This is a genomic window from Photobacterium rosenbergii, from assembly GCF_003026455.1.
Lineage (GTDB): Bacteria > Pseudomonadota > Gammaproteobacteria > Enterobacterales > Vibrionaceae > Photobacterium > Photobacterium rosenbergii.
In genome coordinates, this window is the sequence record NZ_PYMB01000001.1 from 1197644 (window position 1) to 1221586 (window position 23943).

At 47.2% G+C, this 23943-nt stretch carries 19 protein-coding genes; 7 read left to right on the forward strand and 12 right to left on the reverse strand.

Going from position 1 to position 23943, the window contains the following annotated elements:
- Window positions 1-113 precede the first annotated feature (113 nt).
- Window positions 114-1562, reverse strand: a complete 1449-nt coding sequence (locus C9J01_RS05670) for an NAD-dependent succinate-semialdehyde dehydrogenase (RefSeq protein ID WP_107297109.1) — start codon at window positions 1560-1562, stop codon at window positions 114-116.
- Between the two features lie 250 nt (window positions 1563-1812).
- Here C9J01_RS05670 and C9J01_RS05675 point away from each other — a divergent pair, with 250 nt between their 5' ends.
- From C9J01_RS05675 to C9J01_RS05685, 3 genes are all read left to right on the forward strand, one after another.
- Window positions 1813-2736: a M14 family metallopeptidase gene (locus tag C9J01_RS05675; protein ID WP_107297110.1), complete on the forward strand. Its 924-nt coding sequence runs from the start codon at window positions 1813-1815 to the stop codon at window positions 2734-2736.
- Between the two features lie 113 nt (window positions 2737-2849).
- Entirely contained in the window at window positions 2850-4337 is a 1488-nt protein-coding gene (locus tag C9J01_RS05680) for a hypothetical protein (protein ID WP_107297111.1), read from the forward strand.
- A 134-nt stretch (window positions 4338-4471) separates the two neighbouring features.
- Complete coding sequence (locus C9J01_RS05685; protein ID WP_107297112.1) at window positions 4472-5767, forward strand: alpha/beta fold hydrolase; 1296 nt, start codon at window positions 4472-4474, stop codon at window positions 5765-5767.
- A gap of 91 nt (window positions 5768-5858) precedes the next feature.
- Here C9J01_RS05685 and C9J01_RS05690 read toward each other — a convergent pair whose 3' ends face one another.
- Entirely contained in the window at window positions 5859-7208 is a 1350-nt protein-coding gene (locus C9J01_RS05690) for a DUF4236 domain-containing protein (protein ID WP_107297113.1), read from the reverse strand.
- A gap of 304 nt (window positions 7209-7512) precedes the next feature.
- On the opposite strand from C9J01_RS05690, the gene C9J01_RS05695 reads away from it, so the two are divergent.
- A complete protein-coding gene (locus C9J01_RS05695; RefSeq protein WP_107297114.1) occupies window positions 7513-9381 on the forward strand; it encodes an ATP-dependent zinc protease family protein in 1869 nt (622 codons plus the stop codon).
- 91 nt (window positions 9382-9472) lie between these two features.
- Here the strand turns inward: C9J01_RS05695 and C9J01_RS05700 are convergent, their stop codons facing one another.
- From C9J01_RS05700 to C9J01_RS05715, 4 genes are all read right to left on the reverse strand, one after another.
- On the reverse strand, window positions 9473-10738 hold the full coding sequence (locus tag C9J01_RS05700; protein ID WP_158264492.1) for a CHRD domain-containing protein: 1266 nt from the start codon (window positions 10736-10738) through the stop codon (window positions 9473-9475).
- A 448-nt stretch (window positions 10739-11186) separates the two neighbouring features.
- The gene (locus C9J01_RS05705; RefSeq protein ID WP_107297116.1) at window positions 11187-11777 is read right to left on the reverse strand and encodes a sugar O-acetyltransferase; all 591 of its coding nucleotides are present in this window, start codon (window positions 11775-11777) and stop codon (window positions 11187-11189) included.
- Between the two features lie 324 nt (window positions 11778-12101).
- On the reverse strand, window positions 12102-12479 hold the full coding sequence (locus tag C9J01_RS05710; RefSeq protein ID WP_107297117.1) for a RidA family protein: 378 nt from the start codon (window positions 12477-12479) through the stop codon (window positions 12102-12104).
- A gap of 227 nt (window positions 12480-12706) precedes the next feature.
- Complete coding sequence (locus C9J01_RS05715) at window positions 12707-13603, reverse strand: LysR substrate-binding domain-containing protein (RefSeq protein WP_107297118.1); 897 nt, start codon at window positions 13601-13603, stop codon at window positions 12707-12709.
- 185 nt (window positions 13604-13788) lie between these two features.
- On the opposite strand from C9J01_RS05715, the gene C9J01_RS05720 reads away from it, so the two are divergent.
- Window positions 13789-14703: a DMT family transporter gene (locus C9J01_RS05720; protein WP_107297119.1), complete on the forward strand. Its 915-nt coding sequence runs from the start codon at window positions 13789-13791 to the stop codon at window positions 14701-14703.
- A gap of 84 nt (window positions 14704-14787) precedes the next feature.
- On the opposite strand, the gene C9J01_RS05725 is transcribed toward C9J01_RS05720, so the two are convergent.
- Window positions 14788-15573: an ABC transporter substrate-binding protein gene (locus C9J01_RS05725; RefSeq protein WP_107297120.1), complete on the reverse strand. Its 786-nt coding sequence runs from the start codon at window positions 15571-15573 to the stop codon at window positions 14788-14790.
- 12 nt (window positions 15574-15585) lie between these two features.
- Window positions 15586-16674 (reverse strand): histidinol-phosphate transaminase, encoded by a 1089-nt coding sequence (gene hisC / locus C9J01_RS05730; RefSeq protein ID WP_107297121.1) that lies wholly within the window; start codon window positions 16672-16674, stop codon window positions 15586-15588.
- A 165-nt stretch (window positions 16675-16839) separates the two neighbouring features.
- Between hisC and C9J01_RS05735 the strand changes: the two genes are divergently transcribed.
- Window positions 16840-17742: a LysR substrate-binding domain-containing protein gene (locus tag C9J01_RS05735; RefSeq protein WP_107297122.1), complete on the forward strand. Its 903-nt coding sequence runs from the start codon at window positions 16840-16842 to the stop codon at window positions 17740-17742.
- Window positions 17743-17844: 102 nt separating this feature from the next.
- Here the strand turns inward: C9J01_RS05735 and katG are convergent, their stop codons facing one another.
- The 4 genes from katG to C9J01_RS05755 all read right to left on the reverse strand — a co-directional run bounded on the left by katG (window position 17845) and on the right by C9J01_RS05755 (window position 22869).
- Entirely contained in the window at window positions 17845-20016 is a 2172-nt protein-coding gene (gene katG / locus C9J01_RS05740; RefSeq protein WP_107297123.1) for a catalase/peroxidase HPI, read from the reverse strand.
- A 112-nt stretch (window positions 20017-20128) separates the two neighbouring features.
- Window positions 20129-20599 (reverse strand): Dps family protein, encoded by a 471-nt coding sequence (locus C9J01_RS05745; protein ID WP_107297124.1) that lies wholly within the window; start codon window positions 20597-20599, stop codon window positions 20129-20131.
- 168 nt (window positions 20600-20767) lie between these two features.
- Window positions 20768-21643 carry a hypothetical protein gene (locus C9J01_RS05750; RefSeq protein WP_107297125.1) on the reverse strand — a complete coding sequence of 292 codons (876 nt, stop codon included), beginning with the start codon at window positions 21641-21643 and terminating at the stop codon, window positions 20768-20770.
- 209 nt (window positions 21644-21852) lie between these two features.
- Window positions 21853-22869, reverse strand: coding sequence for a bile acid:sodium symporter family protein (locus tag C9J01_RS05755; protein WP_272898707.1), 1017 nt, complete (start codon window positions 22867-22869; stop codon window positions 21853-21855).
- Between the two features lie 228 nt (window positions 22870-23097).
- Between C9J01_RS05755 and C9J01_RS05760 the strand changes: the two genes are divergently transcribed.
- Complete coding sequence (locus C9J01_RS05760) at window positions 23098-23904, forward strand: AraC family transcriptional regulator (RefSeq protein WP_107297126.1); 807 nt, start codon at window positions 23098-23100, stop codon at window positions 23902-23904.
- The last annotated feature ends 39 nt before the right edge of the window (window positions 23905-23943 follow it).

The window sequence follows — 23943 nt, forward strand, 5'->3', positions numbered from 1 at the left end:
GAGCCTTATTATCCATTTCTACTTTCTTGCAAGCAGGAGAGTATTGTTTCTTCATGCATGCAAGTTTAAGAAATTCTCTTGGATTGTTAAACACCTAAAACGGGTAAAGGCGATTACAAGCCGCCCATTAAGGTATATTTGGTTTCAAGAAAATCTTCCAATCCTTGCCTTGCACCTTCACGGCCTAGACCTGATTCCTTAACCCCACCAAAAGGAGCCACTTCGGTTGAAATCAATCCTTCGTTGATCCCGACCATACCGTATTCCAAAGACTCGCTGAATTTGAAAGCTCGAGACAGGGATTGCGTATAAGCGTAAGAGGCAAGGCCAGAGCTAATATGGTTTGCACGGCGGATCACCTCATCGTCATCATAGAAACGGAATAAGGCGGCGACCGGACCGAATGTTTCGTCGCTAGCAATCAACATATCGTCGTTCATTTCGGTCAATACCTGAGGCGGGAAGAAATAAGTACCTTCTGGCTGGGTCTCACCGTACGCAAGGATTGCACCTTTCGCCAACGCATCATCAATATGGCTCTGCACTTTGGCAACGGCAGCAGCATTGATAAGTGGCCCTAAATTAGCCCCTTCCTCAAACCCATCAGCTACTTTCAGCGCTTTGACTCTCTCGACCAATTTCGCCGTAAAGGCGTCATACACGCTGTCGTGAACATAGATACGGTTAGCACAAATACAGGTCTGCCCGGCATTACGGAACTTAGCCACCATCACCCCGTCGATGGCTTTATTTAGGTCTGCATCATCACAGACAATAAACGGTGCATTGCCCCCGAGCTCTAGAGCCATTTTTTTCACTGTGCTAGCCGATTGCGCCATCAATAACTTTCCGACACCGGTAGAGCCCGTGAATGAAATTTTCTTCACCACAGGGCTTTCGGTCAAAGTACCACCAATTGCCGCGGCATCACCGGTAACCACACTAAATAACCCTGCAGGGATCCCTGCCCTGTCAGCTAACTCAGCCAATGCCAAAGCAGTTAACGGCGTATCTGGCGCGGGTTTCAGCACAACCGCGCACCCTGCTGCGAATGCAGGGCCACATTTTCGGGTGATCATTGCCGCAGGGAAGTTCCATGGCGTAATTGCACCAACAACGCCAATAGGTTGTTTGGATACCAGTATACGGGCATCTGGCTTATGGCTCGGGATCATTTCCCCGTAAGCGCGTTTAGCTTCTTCGGCATACCATTCGACAAAACTGGCAGCATAGGTAATCTCACCCTTTGCTTCCGCCAATGGCTTACCCTGCTCTAGCGTCAGGATGGCCGCTAGATCTTCGGTATTGTCGACAATCAATTCATACCAACGGCGCAAGACTGTTGCCCGCTCTTTCGCTGTTCGTGTTGCCCACTCACCCTGAGTCTTTTCGGCTGCATGAATAGCTGAAAGTGTCTCATCACGGCCAAGGCTCGGTACTGTTGCAATCAATTCGCCCGTTGATGGGTTAGTCACTGGGGTATAGGCATCATCTATCGCAGTCACCCAGTTACCTGCCACATAGCAGGCCTGTTTCAGTAGTTGGGGATCATGTAGCTTCACGCAGTATTCCTCTAAAGGGCATCAGTTTAGCAACCAGCATAATGACTTACGGGAATAGTTTGAAGTTAGCTTGATCGTGTTTTCAGACACTAGTGACATTTTGTGACTAAGTAACTAAGCAATCCGTTACATCCATTCACAAAATAGCAACCACAGAGACATATTACGGATATCAATACGATTGCGTCTGGTTACACAGTCAATTATTCTGTTTGAACAAAGACAAACACACACAACAAAAGACAATCGAATGAAACGCGAACATAACTACCCAATCGGGACACCGGGCAAGCCATGGGGCGACGAAGAAAAGGCACAGTGGCTAGCACAAACCACCATTAAGCGCTCTTATCAAGAAGAAGTCGTATCTAAAATCACAGCGCTAGAATCTGACTTTGACCTCCACCAATATGGCGCGCTTAGCTACGATGCCGATAAATACCCTTTGTTTGCCATCAAAACCCGCAATTGGGATAGCAGCAAACCCGTTGTTCTGGTGACCGGTGGTGTGCACGGTTACGAAACCAGTGGCGTGCACGGTGCCCTGAAATTTGCCCAAACCGAGGCGGCTAAATACAGTGATCGTTTCAACATTGTCATTGCACCTTGCGTCAGCCCGTGGGGCTACGAAGTGATCAACCGCTGGAACCCTAACACGGTTGACCCAAACCGCGCATTCTATGCCGACAGCCCTTCTGAAGAAGCGGCCAATCTTATGAAGATGGTTGGTGAACTAGAAGGCGAAGTGCTGGTTCATATCGACCTGCATGAAACAACCGATACCGATGAACTAGAATTCCGCCCAGCCCGTGAAGCCCGTGACGGTAAGCTTTACATTGAAGACGGTGTGCCAGATGGTTTCTACACCGTTGGTGATACCGAAAACCCTCAGCCAGACTTCCAAAAAGCGATCATCGACTCTGTTCGCAAGGTGACCCATATTGCCCCACCTGACGCTGATGGCAATATCATCGGTAGCCCAGTACAGCAAGAAGGTGTGATCAACTACCCGTTGAAAAAACTGAGCCTATGTAACGGCATTACAGATTGTACTTACGGTACGACCACAGAGGTTTACCCAGATAGTGACCGTGCGACCCCAGAGCAGTGTAATGAGGCGCAAGTTGCCGCTATTACCGGCGCACTGGATTACGTCATCAAGCAATTAGGCTAATTACTCTCGGTATTATTTTAAAAGCAGGGGCAACTAGCTCCTGCTTTTTTTAACACCAATGCCATAAGCATCTATAATTTAATACTTTCAATGTGTTATACATTTAGGTGGTTATGCGCTTTTTCTTACTTGCCACATTGATAGCCCTCTTGGGTGCATGTGCTTCTTCTCAGCCACATCTTTATTCCCAAGATCTGCAAGGCTGCTTAAGCCAATTGGCGATGTTCAAGCAAGAGGTCAACCGCCAGAAAGTCACTGATGCTCAGGTGGTTAACTTAACCGCTTTTCCCTATCTTGCCTTTGATCGTTTCAGCCAGTCGCAACTTAGCCGTTTATCCTCGCAGCAAGACCGTGAGCAATGGCTCAACTATACGGCCCAACTCGCTACCCAGCAGCGCCAAGCCGAATACCACAACCTTATTGTTAACCCTTACGATCTCGCTGCACTTGATACCTGTGCGGAAAAAATGGTCAAAGAGGCCAAGCATAACGAAAAGGTATGGGCCGAACTGAGGCAGCAAACAGTCTCGATTCCAGACAGTTACGAACCTTGGCTGCGTGTATTTGGGCTCTACCCAATCAGCAGCCAAATCGCCCAGTCTTCTATTGATAAAGAGAAAAAGCGGATTTTGCTGGGGTTCCACACACCAACTAAAGACATTGTTCAATATCAGCTCACTGAAACCATTTCAGATTCAGGCATTGCGGCTTCTCTACACAAAGGCGGCCAAGCTCATATCAACCGAGAGCTAATTGCGAGTTGGTTTAGTGATGCATTAGATGCATCTACCATCCATTGGCCCCAGTTAAGCAAGACGACAATTTCACAGCTCTACCAGTATTATTCGCCATTAATTAACATAGAAACCGCCTCGGCAGATGATATTCCGGGGACAGTAAACTATGTGGATAGCCAACATAAACCAACTGTCGATACCTCGCAACCGGCCATCTACCTACACCACAGCTATACCCAGCTTTACGGCAAAATCTACCTACAACTGAACTACAGCCTATGGTTTGCCAACCGCACACCAACATCATCTTTTGACCCCTATGCGGGTAAATTTGACGGGGTATTGCTTCGGCTTACACTCGATCACCAAGGCCGGCCTATGTTACTCGACTCTATCCACCACTGCGGCTGCTACCATATGGTGTTTAACTTCTCTGACAAGTTCGTGTTCGAAAATGCCAAACCCGATACCGAAAGTCCGTTACTGTTTAATCGACCAGCCCCTTTCGATTCGCCAACATGGTCTGTCACCCTATCCCATGGCGAGCATATGATTAAGCAAGTTGGGTGGCTGGCAAAGAAGGATTTACCTAACGCCAATAAAGTCCAATCGCTAGTCGGTCACCACTATGATCAACTGCGCCAACTTCCCTCCCACCAACAACACACAATAAGCCTTTTCGACCAAAGAGGAATGCTTGCGGGTAGTGAACGTCTAGAGAGTACCTATCTTTGGCCTTTTGGCATTCCATCTGCGGGAGCCATGCGGCAGTTAGGCCATCATGCCATTGCCTTTATCGGCATCCGTCATTTCGACCAACCCCGGCTGTTTGAGCAAATTCTCCGCCCAAAAACAGAACCCTAGTCTCCACCTTACTGCAAGGACAATCATTGAGGGGAGAAGCTGCATGAGTAAGATGAGAATGAAAAGAAATTAGAATTGGTGGTAGGATACCCTTTTGCGATATCAGTCTGTTTTCGCTAGTAAAGGAGCTACCTGTGCAAACCTCATTTATCGACGGTGATTTGCTTTACCGTCAGCATACTTTCGAAGTCCCATTGGATTACAACCAACCTCAAGCACAAACCATCTCGGTGTTCGCCCGTGAAATGGTCGACCTTAACCGACAAAAAGATGATCTTCCTTGGTTGGTCTATTTCCAAGGTGGCCCTGGTTTCCCATCGCCTCGCCCAGACAGTCGTTCCGGGTGGCTGAAGCGTGCATTGCAGCAATACCGCGTGTTATTGCTGGATCAGCGTGGAACAGGTAACAGCACAGTGATCAGCCATCAGACGCTGGCCCATTTATCTGCGCCTGAACAAGCTGAGTATTTGAGCCATTTCCGCGCAGACAATATTGTCCGTGATGCTGAAACCATCAGGGAAAAACTTGGGGTCAAACAATGGGCAACGCTGGGTCAAAGCTTTGGTGGCTTCTGCTCGCTGACTTACCTATCTTTCTTCCCGCAGAGCCTCAGCCGGGCGTATATTACCGGTGGGGTACCTTCACTGTCTCGTCATGCCGACGAGGTATACCAAGCCACTTATCAGCGGGTACAGGACAAGAATAACGCCTTCTTTGCCCAGTTCCCTTCTGCACAGGCCCAATGCCAGAAAATTGCTGATTACCTCTTGGACAATGATGTTCGCTTGCCTAACGGGCAGAGCTTCACGGTTGAGCAGTTCCAGATGATAGGCATCAACCTTGGCCGTAGCGGTGCCAATGTGCCTATGTATTACCTACTTGAGGATGCCTTTGTCGAGACAAACGGCCAAGAGACCCTAAGCTACGCTTTCCTCAATGCCATGCTGGCAGAGCAAAGCTACCAGACCAACCCTATCTATGCGATTTTGCACGAGTCTATCTATTGCCAACACTCAGCATCAAAATGGTCTGCCCACCGGGTTCGCGATAGCTTCCCGCAGTTTAACTACCAGAAAGGGAATACTTTCCAGTTTACTGGCGAAATGGTCTACCCATGGATGTTTGAGCAATTTGAGTGCCTCAAGCCATTGCAAGAAGTTGCCAACCTACTTGCCGAACGCACAGATTGGGCAGATTTATATGACATTCAAGCGCTGGCGAACAACACCGTACCCGTTGCTTGTGCGGTCTATGCCGAAGACATGTATGTAGAAATGCAGTATTCACTGGAAACCTTGAAAGGCATTCCTAACAGCAAAGCCTGGATCACCAATGAGTATGAGCACAACGGCCTTCGCGCCGATGGTGAACGTATTTTGGATAAGCTGATGGAAATGGCAGAAGACATTTCCAACCTGCCTAAACAGTAACTCAGATTTCTGCCCAAAATCCCCATAAAAATGCCGGAGCAATCTATCTGCTTCGGCACATTGCTCCCCTTTCCGTCTTAACTTAATGCCCTTAGGCAAGCGCAGTTGATAACTCAAAAGGTGCTATGGCTTTTAGGATGCCTGTAACTGTCATATTCCGGCGATGCTCAAACAACTCAATGGCTGCGGCCGGATCGACACTTTCCAAGTCATCAAAGTTAAGTTGCTCGATACCTGAACGGGTAAACTTTATGCTGTATAGGTAATCATCAACAATATGCCCTGTCTGACGATTTAACCGCTGAGAATAGCCTGAGACAACGACTTCCCCTGCTGAGGGTAATGTCGCTAGCGAATAGCCCGCCAAGCGCAATGCGATACCATGGATATGCTTTACATACTCAAGTTGTAGCTGCTTCTTGAGTTTGTTTTTAATGTTCAATTTCCGGCCATTTGCTGATAACGCTGCAACCTTAGCAGGAAAATCCTCAATTTCAGGGAGATCGACATCGACCCAAATCGTCTGACCGTCATGCTCCACCTGAAAGTCGACTAAGGTTTCTCTTGGCCATTCCAAGTCACTAAACGCATTTTCCAACAATGACTCCATGACTTTCACATCCGTTCGGATTGTGCGGGCAAAATTGTCACTGTTAGCTTGTTCAGTTTGCTCATGGGCTAGTTTAGCCTCTGCCCATAAGGCACATTGCTCTTCCCACTGTTGATTCGCACTCAGGTATGCGTTTTCACTGTCTTGAACCTGTTGCTCCCAGTGCTTGATTGCCAAGGTGTAGGATTGCTCGAATTCACTCAACTGACTTTGGTGCTGCTTTCTCTTGCTTTCAAACCACCTTGCGAAAAAGCCAATGGATGGCGGTATCCCTTTTTCTGGCTTATCCACTGGCTCAGGCTTGGCCGGGGCTACCGGTTTCGGGGTCTCATAAGGTTGTATAGTGTAGACGGGCTCATCAAACGACTCTGGCATATCAAGGTAAATATCTTCAAGTAATTCAGCATCCCCGTTGATTTCCTCAGCCTGCTCCCGCAACCACTCTGTGATAGTCTCGCCTTTATGTTGCCAAACAAGTGTCTTATCGCGCCCCTCGATCGGGGTACCGTTTATGTCAGTAAGTACAACAGTGCCATTTTCTTTGTCGAGGCTTATTTCTACTTTCGACAACGCTGCCAATCGTGCTTGCTGGGCCTGCTGGCGAACTAATTGTTTTTCCTGGCGCTGCTGGTTTCTTCTGGCGGCGTTGCCCCCAATCTTTGTTCGGTAGGACAGCCCAGAACCAGGTAATCCGGCATTGGCATAGACGCCACGCTTGCCAATATTGACCGACGCCCCTCGTCCCCCCAAAGTGGCACTTACACCACCCAAGCCAATATTTACTTTGACACCGGGAGCAATCTTAATTCTCTTGTTAAAACGTAAACCCATACAACCACCAAAACATCATCATTATGATGACAACACAAAACCATAATGCACAGGCTGCAATCATACACGGGCAAAGCAAAACTTTACAACTGCAAATCCAGTGAAGAAGTCAACGCTCATTAACCAACTCACTGTTGTATAAAGGTTTACAGCGAAAACAAAATTTCCAGCTAAGTTTTGCAAGAGTTCTGTCAGATTTACTGAATCTCTGCTGAATTACAGCCAATAAGCCACATTCACGCTACCTTTAAACAGTACACTTAACCCGATGACATCCCCTTCGCTGAATTGATACAGGAAACTTATGACTTCCCTACGACTGTTGACCACCTTGTGCTTGGCAGCCTTTGCCGCCTCACCCGCCATGGCGCAAAACACCCAGTATGAAAGCATTATCGAAAGCCGCAGCCAAATTGACGATAAAGTCGTCTTAGGCCGCACTGAACTCGTTTATTTTCCTGCTATTGATTCACTCGATAACATAGGTATTCCAGCCAAAATTGACACCGGAGCTGATTCAACTTCTATCCATGCCGAAAACATTGTCATTAACACCGATGAACCGGCCTTCGAAGGTTTAGAGGGTGATGACCTGCTTAATGCTATCGCCGTCGAGTACGATGCCCTTGGCAGTACACAGCTCCGTGATAGGAAAGACAAAACCAATATCATGGTGAAATTTGATATCAGGCACCCATATACCGGGGAGCTGATCCACCTTGAGAAACCACTATTTAGACTGGCGATGATCAAAAGCCGGGGTGATGGTCACCTCGCCCGTCCAGTTGTTGAGCTCGACCTTACCATCGCAGGCCAAACAGTCCGCACCGAAGTTAACCTCACCAACAGGGAAAGGTTCTCTTATCCTATTCTGATCGGCAAGACCTTCCTTCGAAATACAGCCTGGGTCGATGCCGGTTTTGATTACCTTCAGGCGCAACCTGACGCACACATCATTGGCCGCAAAGAAAAAGCAGCAATTGGCGATGTCCGCTTAGAAGTGAGCACCTCCTTCGATAGCCGTTACAGCATTCTTCATGCACTTGATATCAAGGTCGACGAAGACAATAAGCGTGTGACCTTCACTTTGGTAGGCGAAGACAAATCCCGCAAGACAATGACCAAACCATTAAGTCGTATGCTTCGCTTTAGCAATGCCCAAAGGCCAATGGTTTACGTACCCGTTAAGTTAGGTAACTCAGAGCAGTTCATTCAGGTGTACCTCAAAGACCGCTCACGAAACCAAAGCCAACTGCGGCTGGGAACCGAAGCACTCAACCAGTACTTTGTCGTCAACCTTGGTGAGAGTTACTTGGGGAAATCAGAGTTGGCGCCTATCTCTACGATGGCAAAAGATGATTCCATCTTGATGATCAGTGGTGAGGAAACCGTCAAAATCGATGGCGTCAGGGTCAAAGCTGGACCTTCTGGTATCATCAAAACGCCCCTGCTGAAAGTATCGCAGATCGACGAACAGCGAACAGAATACGGCAGGATGATCCAGTACACCGTCAAAGATGCCAATGGTGATACCCACCGTCTCGACAGGCCACTAAAGAGAAAGATCCGTGTTGGTGATCAGGTTAGACCGATCGTCGGTACCGAGATTTCGTTGCCATCCTCACTGCTACTTCGTGACATAGCCCTTGAAACTCGCGAGCAGGACGATAGCCCGTACAGCCAATTAGAAATCAGCCCGGATTTAGTTCCAGGAGCCCTGCTTATCAATACCCGTACGACACAGTTGCTTGAAAAACAGGCACCCAAACAAGCCGGCTACATCGAGCAACTGACCATGGATAACATGCACTTCCCAGTCAAGCTAGATACCGGCGCCGATGTCAGCTCGATGCATGCCACCGACATCAAGACATTTGAAGACAACGGCAAGAAGATGGTCACCTTCTCTTATGGTAACCATCAGGGAGACGAAAAAACCTATACCCGAGAAATCGTAAAAACCATGCGTATCAAGGCCCGTGCCGGAGAAAAACCAAGCACACGTTATGTGGTAAATATGACTGTCAATTTTGACGGGATGGAAAAAGAAATTGCGGTCAACTTACGTGATAGAAGCCGGTTTGAATACAGCATGATTCTTGGCAAGAACTTCCTTAAGCACAATATCGTGGTCAGCAGCGACGAGCAGTTTATTCTGACCAAGAAGAAATAACGCTTTCTTTACCTCTATCCATAAAACAAAGGAGCTTTCTAGCTCCTTTGTTTTATTCTCAGTATGATAAATCATAATTCGGCAGTGACCGCTACTCTATCTGCCCTCGAACTTCACCACTTGGCACATCTGGTGTATGCACATTTAGATAATGCCCGGCTGACAGTAATCTCTCTGCGGTTTCATCGTCAATCTCTACCTCTCCAGGACTCCGCCAAGTTGAAGCTCCATCTTGTTCCAGTTCTACAATGACTCCACCATTAGTACTGGCTTCACCTTCGTGCACATGTGCCGCCACGGCATCATCTAAGTCAGTTGTGTAGATCAGTACTGAGAGCAAGTTAGTTTGTGAATCAAACCAAACATAACCATCGCCAGAGCCATCTGTTTCGACCGGAGGCACTTCTTGTTCACCATCCAACTCAAAGGCAAACAGCGTTACTGTTGCAGGAAGTATCTGCCCCCTCAATTCCCCGCTAGGTACATCAGGCGTGTGGACATTTACATAGTGACCACCCTCGAGCAATTGATCGATCACATCGTCTTCAAGCATCGCGCCATCCGGTGTCTGCCACACATTCGGATCATCGGTGCTTTGTTCTAGGAAGACCACCACACCGCCATTCTCACCGACTTCCCCTTCGTGAATGTGAGCGGCAACGGCATCTTCTACACCTGTCGTTACTACTTTCAAGTTCACTGCGTTAGTTTCGGTATTTACCGTTGCATAACCATTACCCGTAGCATCAGACTCTATAGCTGGTACTTCTTGGCGACCACTCAGTACAAAAGCCAATATTTCAGTGTCACCACCAACAATCTGGCCTCTTACTTCACCTGATGGGGTTTGCTGAGTATGAACATTGATATACCACTCATCATTTTGCAGCATATCGGCTTGCTCTGCGGTGATCTCAATTTCCTCTACTGACATGGTGCCATCACCATTATCAACAAACGCGAACGCGACAGGGCCATTCTCTCCAATTGTTCCTTGGTGGATATGAGCGGCAACCACATTCTCGACACCACTGACGTCAATGTTTGCCGATAATAGAAAGCGTTCTTCTTCATCAGTCCCATCATCGTCGTCATCATCTTTATAGGGAGTATCTTCGTCCTCGCTTTTATTAAGCTGATCACCCGCCGATACTTCATTAATTGTCACATTGACAAAATCATCATCGTGACTCTTTTCAATCAATAATGTCACTGTTCCAGAAGCCACCGCTTCAGTCTTCACCGGCGGCACTTCCTGAGCGCCAGACAGCGTGACTTCAAATGTCATTTCTTCATCATGGCAACCGACTAATGAGGTAACAACCAACAGCAATAACCAAATCAAGTGTCTACTCATACCCCCTCCCACACCAACAACTGGTTCGTGTCGCAAAGTGTAGTTGTCGGGCCATGCCTCAAAAACCATACACTGCCTCAAAAATGAGACAACTTACTCAAGGGTAAGAAAAGTCCTAGTTTGGTGGTACTTATTAGCTTGATACAGGCTACTGAAATAGCTCAAGCAGACAGGAGGTTGCATATAGAGGAATGCTTCCGAAAGTAAATCATTGTCAAAGTGCAGGACTTTTTACGTCGATTTATTACAATTAATAAGTTAATGAATACTTTCTTAGGGAACGAGTATGAACACTCAGAAGCTTGTTTTGTCAGTTGCAGGGATGCTAATTACCTTCCCAACGCTTGCCGTTGGTGTATCTGAATGGCTCCACTGCCCAATTATCGAGCTTATGTACTAAATCGGTACTTAGCGATATCAATTAGACAGCAGAACCTATTCAAGGTTATCAAGACTCAATCAGTGCTGATTTCTTGTCTTCAATCTTTAGGGTACGGATTGGTTTTGCTGGCGAACCTACACATACCGTATTGGCAGGCAAATCTTTCGTTACCACACTTCCCGCACCGACTACCACGTTATCGCCAATGGTTACTCCAGGGCAAACTGTCACATTGGCACCAAACCACACATCGTTGCCAATAGTAATTTCCTTGGCAAACTCTTCACCCGAAGCGCGCTCGACTGGGTCTAGCGGATGGCCTGCAGTTGCAATGACTACGCCCGGTGCCAATAGGCAGTTATCACCAATATTGATTGGCGCGCAGTCAAGGATCGTACACCCGTGGTTAGCATAAAAGCCCTTTCCAACCTTTAAGTTGTAACCATAATCACAGTTAAACGGAGACTCGATCCATGCATCGGTCTCTTTGGCCAATAATTCATTAATTAATGCCTGACGGGCATCTTTATCAGTAGGACATGTTTGGTTCAACGCAAAGCAAAGCTTCTTTGCTTTTTGGCGGTCAGCAACAAGCTCTTCATCCCAAGCTTGATACATTTCACCGGTAATCATCTTCTGTTTTTCAGTTAAAGCCATGTTGGATCTGCACCTTATCAACCCGGCAACGCCGGTAAAAAAGAAGCCATTATTATTCCCTACCACCAACACTATTGCTGCTTTTACGCTGGTTTACGTTGCCAAAAACTCGTGTAGATCACACTCTGAACAGGGCATTGGGAAAGTTCCCAAAGTAATAAAACCCAGAGTTATTGATAACTAGGGATCCATTCACAATCCATCTCACTCATTGAACCCACCAATAGAATCTCAATATAGCCTCCAAAAAGATCTGCACAGTTACCCCCAACGAAAAACGCCTACCAAAGGTAGGCGTTCATTAAAAATAGAGTGAAGCTTGAATTAGCCTTTAACCGCAATCACTTCAATTTCAACCTTGGCATCAAGCGGCAGGCGAGCAACTTCAACACAGCTTCGCGCCGGACAATTATCACCAAAGAATGCCGCGTAAACTTCATTCACTGTCGCAAAGTCATTCAAATCTTTAACGAATACGGTCGCCTTTACGATATCCGCTTTTGTCATGCCGGCTTCGTTCACAATCGCTTCTACATTAGCTAGTGACTGCTTTGCCTGCTCTGCCACATCTTCCGGCATAGTGTTGGTCTCTGGGTTCAACGGAAGCTGACCTGATGTGATTAGCATATTGCCGAAATGCTTACCTTGAACATATGGGCCAACGGCTGCAGGGGCATTTACAGTATTGATTGTTTGAGTCATTGTTGATTTCCTTGTTTGCGGTGTCGAGCTTATGAGTAATTTCTTTACCATCACCGTTAAGCCCTTAAATCTTGAATAGAAATATACACAGCAACGAGGAGAAATTATTTTCAATCTATTCTACTAAAACCAATCTAGAGAGAATTTTTTTCTTTAATGAAGGAATATTATGCAATTCAAACAGTCGCAACGCCCATACCCTATAGCCTCTAACCCTGCTTTACCCACTAGTCGGCACTAAACTGGGCTCGAAACCAGTTTCGCAAAGCTAACACGCTCTCTTCCTTCAACTTTTCCGGCAAACAAACGAAATAAAACTCATGGTATGGATTCAAGACCGGTTCTCCAACCTGTACCAACATATTGTGCTTAATATCATCTCGGACAAACTGCTTGTGGGTAATAAGTACCCCTAACCTTCTTATCGTTGCCTGCACGGCTTGCACTGAAGCAGTAAAGCTTAAGTTTTTCTGTTGGCTGGGTACTGCTAGCTGGTGATGGTCGCACCATACTTGCCAGTCGTTTTGGCGCCGGGGGTTGGTTGCAAAAATCGACGGATATTTTGCCAAAAGTTGTTGCGGTGTTGCCTGTTGGTTCCCTTCCAGCAAATACGGGCTGCACACCATGATAAGCTCATCGTCACCGAGCTTTTCACAATAATAATCCTGCCACTCATCGGTTTTACCATGTAGCAACGCCACATCAACCCCTTCTTTTTCCAAATCAAAGGCGTGGACGATATTAGAAATACGGATATCGATATGGGGAGCGTATTCGTTGAAGTCAGGAACACGGGGGATCCACCAGTGCAATGCTAGAGAATTGACCATATTCAGTGTAATCCGATTGCTTGGCTTCTTACGCGCAACCGCCTCACTGGCCTCAACGATTTGTGCCAAGGCTGGGGCCACCTTGCGGTAGTACTTACGGCCAATGGGATTCAGTTCAACCCTTCTCCCCACCCTTCGGAACAAACTGACATCAAGCTGGGATTCCAGCGCCTTAATCGCTTGGCTGACAGCCGAATGGCTTACGCTTAGTACCTCGGCGGCATCTGTCATGCTGCCAGTTTCTGCGACGGCAACAAAAGCATAAATTGACTTGAGGGGAACCAGCTTTCTCATATGTAAGTTTTTCTAACAGTTTTAGTCAGTATTACTCGCTTTTTTCCTCGAGACAAGCAGCCTAGAATCAAACCATACAAAACTCTACTGCCTTCTTCATCGTCAAAGACATTCAGAGTAATTCAAAGCAAACACAGTAAATATCACTGTAAATACATGCCTTCACCAAATAGGAGTTCACATTCATGCCGACAGACCTCAGGCCCGTACTTTTTATGCTTATCTCCACTTTCAGCCTGTCGTTCAATGGCCTTATGGGAAAATTACTGACTGAGAGTTTCAGCACCGAAGTGCTCGGTTTTCTGAGGTTCTTTCTCCCTGCTAGCATTATGTTGTTAATGCTAAAAAGTTCAGGCTGGGTGATACCGAATAAACACAACAGTCGGCCTATTATCATCCGCGCCCTGTGCGTTGTCGGTAGTCAGTTGTGTTTTCTTGCCGCATTAAACGAGCTAACTCTGGTAGAAAGCGTGGTGCTTTTCAGCACTGGGCCACTGTTTATTCCAGTGTTAGAAAAATTGATGTACCGCACACCGATTCAAGGCATCACTCTTGCCTGCCTTGCCATGACATTTTGTGGCGTACTACTTCAGGCCGGGAACCCAACTGGCATGGAGCTAAAACCGGAACTACTCATTGGTTTAGCTGCGGGCGGATTCAATGCTCTGTCACAAGTTACCCTATTCAAAGGCGCTAAATCTGATCTGCCACCAGCAGCTTTGAACGGTTGGTGTTTTATGCTGGCTGCCATCATCCTATTACCTGTTGCAACGATGCGAGTTGTCACCAATGACAGTTTGCTCATTGCCTCAAATCCTTTCGATACCAATATGCTATTGGTACTACTCATCACACTGGCAATAAGCATAGTCAGCACCCAAATGTTCCGCGCAAAAGCCTATAAATTGGTCTCGACAGGATCTCAGTTAGCTCCTTTAATTTTCACCAATCTATTGTTTGCCCTTGTTTGGCAAGTCAGCTTTTTTAATGAAACCCTTGAGACTAACAAAGTTATAGGGATCAGCCTCATCGTGCTCGCAACTATCATCAACACCTTCGGGCCTAAGTGGATACAACACCAACGAGCAGCTGCGCATTAACCACTATTCCCCAAAAAAAGAAAATCCCCAACTGGGGATTTTTCTTTTTTAGGGTTCTACCTAAAGGCTTCATTTCAGTGGCAATTACTCGCCATAGATATCAAAACTGAAGTATTTGGCTGCAATCTTGTCGTAGGTACCATTGGCTCTAATCGTTGCGATTGCCTGGTTAAACTTCTCTGCTAGCGCCTTGTCATTCTTGCGCATCGCTAATGCAGTCCCTTCACCAATGTAGGCCGGATCTGTCACCGCCTCGCCGACAAACTCAAAACCTTTGCCCTGCTCTTTTTCCAAAAACGCCAATGCCAGCTGGTCTGAGTTACCAAATACCGCATCTAGGCGTCCGCTCTGGAGATCAAGGTAGACTTCATCTTGCCCGTTATAGCGACGGATATTGGCTACATCACCAAATTTATCGGTGACATAACGGTCGTGGATAGTTCCCAGCTGAACGCCAATTCTCTTGCCTTGCAAACCTTGTTCACTAATCGTGATACCAGCATCGGAGCCTGCCACGAAACGGGCTGGAGTCTGGTAATACTTATCGCTAAATAGAACACGTTGCTTACGTTCATCGGTGATACGCATGGAAGCCATGATCACATCTGACTTACGTGACAGTAGAGACGGGATCAATCCATCCCAACTCTGCGATACCCACTCGCAATCCAGCTTAGCTTCTGCACATAGCGCATCGGCAATCTCAATATCAAACCCTGCTGGCGTACCAGACGCATCTTTGTAGTTAAATGGTGGATAGGTGAAATCCGAAGCCAGTCTAACCGGCTTTTGTGCCGCAAGTGCCGAGCCAGATACTAACCCCGAGACAAGAGAAGTGAGTACAAGAGCCAATGTCATCGTTTTTTTCATCATAAGTTCCTTTTATATTTTCTCTGCTTCCATCTCTTTTAGGGCAAGAAGCGTTTCACGCATACTTTCTTTAGAGCCAATGGTAATCCTCACACAGTTGGACAAAGCTGGCTCATGTACCTGATTTCGGGTAATAATCCCCTTGCTACACAGGTACTCATACATGCAAGTGGGAGTATTAAACTTCACCAGCACGAAATTTGTTGATGAGCAGAAGACTTGATCTACAATCTCCAGCTCTTTGAGTTCACAGGCAAACCATTCCCTTATCGTAATGAGCTCATCCGTTTGCGCATTCATTTGACTGATACCTTTCTCAGTCAATGCAGCCAAAGCAACCTCAGCGCTAGGATCTGCAATAGGATATGGGGCAATCAGGCGTGTCACCAAGTCCATCACGCTCTCGTCAGCTAATAAAAATCCACACCGGACAGAAGCAAGGCCAAATGCTTTGGACAGGGTTCTTATCACAACCAAGTTAGGATATTGCTTAATAAGCCCGACCACCGTCGTTTGCGGGGCAAACTCAATGTAGGCCTCGTCAACCACAACTAACGCCTTGTCTTTCGCAGACTCCAGCAAAGAAATAATATCGGCCTGGGCAATAATATTACCCGTTGGGTTATTGGGTGAGCACAAGAACAAGATATTCACGGCATCAAGCTGGGCATTGATCGCCGCCATATCCAGCTGGAAATTTGCTAAAAGTGGTACCTTTATAGTTTCAGCGGCAATCGAGTCGGCACAGAACTCATACATTGCATAAGTCGGCGGACATACCATAATTTTATCGACACCCGGCTGGCAGAATGTCCTTACCAACAAGTCGATAGCCTCATCCGCTCCACGAACTGCAACCGCATTACATCCAATCGTTTCGGTGTGAACCTGACAATATTCCAGATAAGCATTGGCTAGCTGATCAGGCAAAAAATCAGGATAGCGCTGGTAGTCACCTTGTTGCCCTTCATACCGACAACTTGATTCCAACTCATTGGCATTCAACCACAAATGGCCATTACCCCCAATCCTCCTTGCAGATTGGTAGGGTATGAGTTTTTTTATCGCATCAGGCGCAATCTTTTCGGCCAATGACTTCATCTAATGACTCCATTCATGAAAATGCTTCAATAGATCCGGCCAAAGAAGCATAAATAATCACAATTTAAGAATTTAAAATCATTATATGCAGTTTCTTCTTGATAAAGGAATCGATAAATCGGCATACTAGCCATGAGAAAAACTCATAGCTTAAGGATGCAGTGAATGAAGGACCTACCGACAACCAAGGAGCTAGCTGCTTTTCTGGTAACGTCGAAAACGCTCAGCTTTACCAGCGCGGCTGATGAACTCAATGTCACCCAAGGGGCCATCAGTAGGCAGATCATTGCGTTAGAGAATAGGTTGAAAACGCCCTTGTTTCATCGTCAAGCCAGGGGATTGGCTCTTACCGATAAAGGTAAGGAGTTTCTCCCATTAATTGAAAAAGCGGTAAATCAAATTCAACACGCCGTTGCTAAGGTCAGTGCCGATGAAAATCTGGTAAAGCTTAAAGCGCCTAGCTGCATTACAACCTGGCTATTGCCCAAATTAATGGCTTTCCAGCAAGCCCATCCCGATATTGATGTCGAGCTCACCTCTGCCATTAATCACAGCGTTAACTTTTCCACTGAGCCTTTTAATGCTGCGATTTGCTACGGGCACGAACCACAGTCGGCAGAACTGGCGGCGAACTTATTGTTCGAGGAAATCCTCGCACCCATGTGTTCTCCAGAATTGGTTTCACCAAAATTATGCTCACCTAGCCTGATTGCTGGTGATGAAAATGAAATGACTGCTGATGCTATGAGCCAATACACTTGGCTCCATGCAACACAAGACAGAAGCGATTGGAAACTATGGCTGAGCAAAACCGGGAATACCCATGCCGTATTTGCCAGCCAGAACCAACACTTTGCCACTCTCGACTTGGCAGTGAGCGCATCACTACAGGGATTCGGTATTGCGATCGGTGATGTCACCCTCGCCAAACCCGATTTAGACAGCCATCGTCTAATCATGCCCAATAACAATACAGTAGCTTCAGGCAAAGGCTATTACCTGATGTATCCGGTTAGCCAACAATCAAAGGCAATGAAGCGGCTGATACAATGGCTAATTGACCATTAATATTTACTCATTGACTACTTAACAAAAAAGCCCCTGAAGACTCAGGGGCTTTGGGTTGGAGCATTAATTTCAATATTTCATCGCCGTGGGCGATTAGCTGGTTTAGCTCAAATCAAACCGGTCTGCATTCATTACCTTGGCCCAGGCAGCAACAAAGTCATTAACGAACTTCTCTTTGTTGTCATCTTGGGCATACAACTCTGAATATGCTCTCAAGATAGAGTTTGAACCAAACACCAAATCAACCCGGGTCGCTGTCCATGACACTTCCCCTGACTGACGGTTGCGGATCTCATAGTGGTTGTTGCCAGCAGGCTCCCATGTGTAATTCATGTCCGTCAGATTAACAAAGAAATCATTGGTCAATTGACCGACTCTGTCAGTGAAGACGCCGTGCTGGGTTCCGCCATGGTTGGTACCCATTACACGCATACCACCAACCAACACTGTCATTTCAGCGGCAGTTAAGCCCATCAATTGAGTACGATCCAGCAGCATTTCTTCGGGAGTCACGAGGTATTCCTGCTTCAACCAGTTCCGGAAACCGTCATGCAAAGGCTCCAAGACCTCGAACGATTCCTTATCTGTCATGTCATCCGTTGCATCGCCCCGGCCCGGAGAGAATGGCACATCGACTGTATAGCCTGCAGCTTTAGCGGCTTGTTCTACGCCCACATTACCCGCCAGTACAATCACATCAGCGACACTTGCTCCGCTGTCCTGTGCGATACCGCCCAACACGCCAAGCACCTTGGCCAAACGTTCCGGCTCATTACCTTGCCAGTCCTTCTGTGGCGCTAAGCGGATGCGCGAACCATTTGCCCCACCCCGGTTATCTGAACCGCGGAATGTACGGGCGCTATCCCATGCCGTAGACACCATATCGCTAACTGACAGGCCACTCGATGCGATCTTAGCTTTCACTGCGCCCACATCATAGCCGGTACTGCCAGTTGGTACTGGGTCTTGCCAAATAAGATCTTCTGAAGGGACATCCGGCCCGATATAACGCGCCCTCGGCCCCATATCACGGTGGGTTAGTTTGAACCATGCACGGGCAAATACTTCAGAGAAGTAAGCCGGATCGTTATAGAACCGTTCTGATATCTTGCGATATTCAGGGTCAACCTTCATCGCCATATCAGCGTCTGTCATGATTGGGTTGTGACGGACTGATGGATTCTCAGTATCAACGGTCTTGTCTTCTTCTTTGATGTCGACAGGTTCCCATTGCCACGCACCGGCAGGGCTTTTTGCCAACTCCCACTCATGATTGAGCAGCAGTTCGAAATAACCGTTGTCCCATTGTATAGGGTTAGTGGTCCAGGCACCTTCAAGGCCACTGGTCACGGAGTCAGCACCAACACCGCGTTTATCTTTGTTTAGCCAGCCCAGCGCTTGATCTTGAAGTTCACCGGCTTCAGGCTCTGGACCAAGCAACGAGGCATCACCATTACCGTGCGCTTTACCCACAGTGTGACCACCCGCAGTCAACGCTACCGTTTCTTCATCATTCATTGCCATACGGGCAAAAGTAACCCGAACATCATGCGCCGTTTTTTGTGGGTCCGGATTGCCATCAACCCCCTCAGGATTAACATAAATTAACCCCATCATTACGGCAGCAAGCGGGTTTTCTAGATCTCGTTCACCAGACCAGCGGCTGTTGGGGTTATTCGTGGGCGCTAGCCATTCTTTTTCCGAACCCCAGTAAATGTCTTTCTCAGGATGCCAGATATCTTCCCGCCCGAAACCAAAGCCAAAGGTTTTGAGCCCCATAGACTCGTAGGCAATCGTGCCGGCATAAGCTATCAAGTCGGCCCAGCTCAAGCGGTTACCGTATTTCTGTTTTATTGGCCACAAGATTCTTCTTGCTTTATCCAGGTTGGTATTATCTGGCCAAGAATTAAGAGGAGCGAACCTGAGGTTACCGGTACCGGCACCGCCCCGGCCATCTGCAATACGATACGTACCTGCGGCGTGCCATGTCATACGTATCATCAAACCACCGTAATGGCCCCAGTCAGCCGGCCACCATTCTTTGCTGTCTGTCATTAGGTCGGTAAGATCTTTTTTGAGGGCAGCAAAGTCTAGCTTTTTGACTTCTTCTTGGTAATTGAAATCCCCCATCGGATTTGTTTTGGTATCGTGCTGATGAAGGATATCCAGGTTGAGTGACTTGGGCCACCAGTCAATTTCCGTACGATTACTAGTGGTCATCGAACCATGCATGAAAGGACATTTACCCGCGGCACTAGGTTTATCCTGCGGCATAATAATTCTCCTGTTCCAGTGAATTCCACGTACTATTTGATACGACAATTGCTTTGCTGTTTGCACAGCGTGATATCTACATGTGTTGCCGAATAACTCAATATTTCTGGTTTTATTTGTGAATCGTTCTTAGCATCCAGGCCGTCTTCTCATGGATCCGCATACGATCCGACACTAGCGCGGCACTTGATTCATCATCTGCGGCCTGCGCCAATTTGAGTACTTCCCGGGAGGTTTTGACAACTTGCTCATGTCCTTTAGTCAAGATATCGACCATTTCTGAAGAACTAGGGACGCCATCAACCTCTTTGATAGAGCTGAGGCGGGCAAATTCCTGAAAGGTGCCTGGGGCTGGTACATCTAGGGTCCGGATGCGCTCTGCAATCTCATCGACCGCGGTAGCTAACTCGGTGTAATGTTCCTCGAACATAAGATGCAGGTCCCTGAAATGCGGACCTTGCACGTTCCAGTGAAAATTATGAGTTTGCAAATATAGTGTATAAGAATCAGCAAGTAGCTTTTTTAAGCCTTCGGCTGTTTTGATTCTGCCTTCGCTGTCGATACCAATGTCAATTCGGGACACAGTAGCTCCTTAGGTAGCGTATCTAAATAACGACTAATTGAACCGATAATGAGAAGATTGGCTAAAGTATTGGTGACAATTGGATGTTTGTAAAAGTGATAAGAATAATCATCATGTTCTCTTTTTTGGATTGTACTGGTGGGCTAACCCGTTAAGGAATCCCCAGCCCTACCAGCCTAAAGCGCGTATTTCATTCTCGATTCTTGCCGCCAATTCCTGCGCTTTGTGCTCCAGATAACGTGAGTCACAAATCATGTTTTGCATATCTTCTACAAAATGGGCGGGACGAACCAACCGCATGGCGTGCTGGTTTTTGCAAACAAAGTCGATGCAGGGAAGCCCTTTGGCGTTCTTGTATTCGATAACGTAGGTCGCTGGAGTTTGCTGATCAAGATATTGGTTCAATTCGATAGTTAAATCGAAAAGGTGTTCGCTCAGCCAATCATGGTAGTGGTTGGCAAAGTATGTTTTTACCAACTGGTCATTATAGAAGTTTTCTTTGTGGTATGCCTGGTGCCCAGCAGCATTGTGGGGCAGCAGTTGACTGTCTCTTTGCAACTGAAAAGGAAAGCGCCTATTTAACCATGTTTCGACAGCAACCTGTGCCCAATTGATAATGTAATGAAGGGCACTGTAGAGGTTACCGTAGACTAATCGCCCATTGTAAAACAGTCTTATCCACTCACCTCTTAGCTCATTGATATATCCATCTGGAGTGATTGGCTTAGAGCCGGGAGTGTATTGTTGAATGGGGGGTGAACATGTTTCTCGACCCAGTTGGAAAATTTGAGACTGCTGATCACTCCAATAGGCAATATCGAAAGACAGCAAATCAGGCCAACGAGCTAGAGTGTTGGCCTTACGTCTCGGTTCTTGTAACGTTATTAGGTCTTTACCTTCCCCACGCTCTAACTGCAGCTCAGCATGCAACAAATACAACGCATAGGGATCCTCTAGGTACATTTGACGCTGTCTTCCCTCTTCAGCATTATCACCCCAACGATGGGCGTGATGGCCTTTATCCCATGAAGATGAACCAGACATAACTTCTCCCAGGGTGCTTGAAGACACTACAAGTATAAACGTCATGCTACTAAAGAGGGATCAGACAAGGATAGTTGAGGACAACGGTTAGAATGTAAAACGACATCACGACCAATCAGGAACAAAAAGGATCTACCCCAAGGTAGATCCTAATCACTTTTCAAGCCTGTGAGCCTAAAGGCTATTGTAAGGTTTGAGTTCAGCGTTAACTAAGCAGTTTCCTGAGCCACCACCTGCTCTTCTTGTTCACTTTCTTTGGCATAGCGATTCGCTAAAATCGCGCAGTAGAAGATTTGGATTTGGTGATAGAACATGATTGGAAGCAACATCATACCCAGCATTGGATTGGCACCGAAAATAACCTTCGCCATCGGGACACCGGCTGCCAGGGTTTTCTTAGTACCGCAGAAAACAGCGGCAATTTCATCTTCGCGGCTAAAGCCAGCCTTGCGGGCAAACCACTGCATACTGTGCACAACAACCAGCAAAATAACCGTTGTAACCAGTAGGGTCACCGCCAAGGTACTGATGGCAAAATCACTCCAGATACCATCTTTTACCGAGTCGCTAAAAGCATTGAACACGATAAGCAGAATCACCCACTTGTCTATTTTGTTGATGATGGACTTGCGTTTCTCCAACAACTTAAACAACACTGGCCGTAACAACTGACCGAGGATCATCGGCAGTAGCAGCATTGAGGAAATAGAAACAACCGTATCGATAATATCCATCTCGACACCGTCCATCCCCATGAACCACTGAATCAAAAGAGGTGTGATCAACACACCCAGCACACTCGACAAAGACGCATTGAAAATCGCCCCCGGCACATTACCTCTAGCCGCACTGGTCATTGCCACCGAAGATGAAATCGTACTCGGCAAGACAAACAGGTAACAGAAACCATAAGCCAGCGCCGCAGGCATCATGGCATGGAAGACATTACCAAACACCAGCCAGAGCAAAGGGTAGGCAATAAACGTCGCGCTCTGGACAAAAATATGCAGCTTCCAGTTAGTGATGCCGGCTTTGATAGCTTGCGGCGACAAACCAATACCGTGGAGGAAGAAAATAATGGCAATACCAATAGCAGTCACTTGATCCAAATGCAGCAAACCACCTGACTGACCAACAGAGGGCATGAGTGCAGCCAACGCAACGGCTGACATCATCCCCGTAAGGAACCATTCTTTCTTGAAGTAACTTATGACTTTTTTGAACACTATTTTCACCTTCATATACCCGTCTTCTGCCCCATCAAGTAAGAAATGAGGGCAGGCTGTCACCATCCATTGGCAATCTAGGGCTATTAGGATACGCTGGTCTTGATTTCCTGCTATCGCAAGGAAGATAACTTTTGTCGATAACAGGACAAACTAGCCCGTTTTTTTCCGCAGAGAAACGGTAACCGATGACGATTCCCCCATCCTAAGGACTGAAGGCTTCCCGGCATGAACAAACAGGCTAACAAAGCCCCAAACAGGCAACTTCGCCACGTACCCACGCTAACCGAGCTCCCTCGCCCCGTTTATGCCCGTGTCGAAAACTGGCAACAGTCCGGCAGTCAGACCCATTGGCATACCCATAACTGGGGGCAGTGGTCCTATGCAGTAGAAGGTATGTTAATCGTCCATACCCGCGAAGGGCACTATGTCGCCCCACCGCAGTTTGCAATTTGGATTCCAGCAGGCGTTGAGCATAAGGTGATTTCCAACGGCGCGGCTCAAATGCGCAGCCTTTATATCGAAACCCGATTATTGCCAGATACACCTTGGACCAAGCCTCGAGTTTGCAGTATCACCCCCTTGGTCCGTGAGTTAACCCTGCAATTTTGCACCCTTGCTGCAAACTATGACAAAGACAGCGCGGATAGCCGTTTGGTACAAGTTCTCGTTGATCAGATTGCCTGCCTGCCAACGTCCTCAACCCAACTGACGATGCCCGGCGATAAACGCCTTACAACCATCGCTGAAATGCTCCTGCACCACCCCGACGAACAAAGGGATATCGAGCAATTGGGTGAAATCGTTGGACTCTCCGGCCGGAGTGTCAGCCGCCTTTTCAAACAGCAAACCGGTCTAACCTTCCAGCAATGGCGCCAGCGGGCACGTTTGCTTGAGGCATTGAATCGATTGGAGAGCGGCAAACCGGTTACCAGTGTCTCTATAGAGTGTGGTTATGATTCGGTGTCTGCATTTGTCTCCATCTTCAAGAAACAATTTGGCGTCACACCGGGAAAATACCTGCGCAAGGAGTGATAACGTACCGCCCAATCATTGTTGTTAAGCCAACTAGTG

Bases quoted from the DNA above. Each gene is read 5' to 3' on its own strand.
- C9J01_RS05675 (WP_107297110.1), top strand. From the start codon at position 1,813: ATGAAACGCGAACATAACTACCCAATCGGGACACCGGGCAAGCCATGG.
- C9J01_RS05680 (WP_107297111.1), top strand. From the start codon at position 2,850: ATGCGCTTTTTCTTACTTGCCACATTGATAGCCCTCTTGGGTGCATGT.
- C9J01_RS05690 (WP_107297113.1), bottom strand. From the start codon at position 7,208: ATGGGTTTACGTTTTAACAAGAGAATTAAGATTGCTCCCGGTGTCAAA.
- C9J01_RS05695 (WP_107297114.1), top strand. From the start codon at position 7,513: ATGACTTCCCTACGACTGTTGACCACCTTGTGCTTGGCAGCCTTTGCC.
- C9J01_RS05700 (WP_158264492.1), bottom strand. From the start codon at position 10,738: ATGAGTAGACACTTGATTTGGTTATTGCTGTTGGTTGTTACCTCATTA.
- C9J01_RS05705 (WP_107297116.1), bottom strand. From the start codon at position 11,777: ATGGCTTTAACTGAAAAACAGAAGATGATTACCGGTGAAATGTATCAA.
- C9J01_RS05710 (WP_107297117.1), bottom strand. From the start codon at position 12,479: ATGACTCAAACAATCAATACTGTAAATGCCCCTGCAGCCGTTGGCCCA.
- C9J01_RS05715 (WP_107297118.1), bottom strand. From the start codon at position 13,603: ATGAGAAAGCTGGTTCCCCTCAAGTCAATTTATGCTTTTGTTGCCGTC.
- C9J01_RS05720 (WP_107297119.1), top strand. From the start codon at position 13,789: ATGCCGACAGACCTCAGGCCCGTACTTTTTATGCTTATCTCCACTTTC.
- C9J01_RS05725 (WP_107297120.1), bottom strand. From the start codon at position 15,573: ATGAAAAAAACGATGACATTGGCTCTTGTACTCACTTCTCTTGTCTCG.
- hisC (WP_107297121.1), bottom strand. From the start codon at position 16,674: ATGAAGTCATTGGCCGAAAAGATTGCGCCTGATGCGATAAAAAAACTC.
- C9J01_RS05735 (WP_107297122.1), top strand. From the start codon at position 16,840: ATGAAGGACCTACCGACAACCAAGGAGCTAGCTGCTTTTCTGGTAACG.
- katG (WP_107297123.1), bottom strand. From the start codon at position 20,016: ATGCCGCAGGATAAACCTAGTGCCGCGGGTAAATGTCCTTTCATGCAT.
- C9J01_RS05750 (WP_107297125.1), bottom strand. From the start codon at position 21,643: ATGTCTGGTTCATCTTCATGGGATAAAGGCCATCACGCCCATCGTTGG.
- C9J01_RS05760 (WP_107297126.1), top strand. From the start codon at position 23,098: ATGAACAAACAGGCTAACAAAGCCCCAAACAGGCAACTTCGCCACGTA.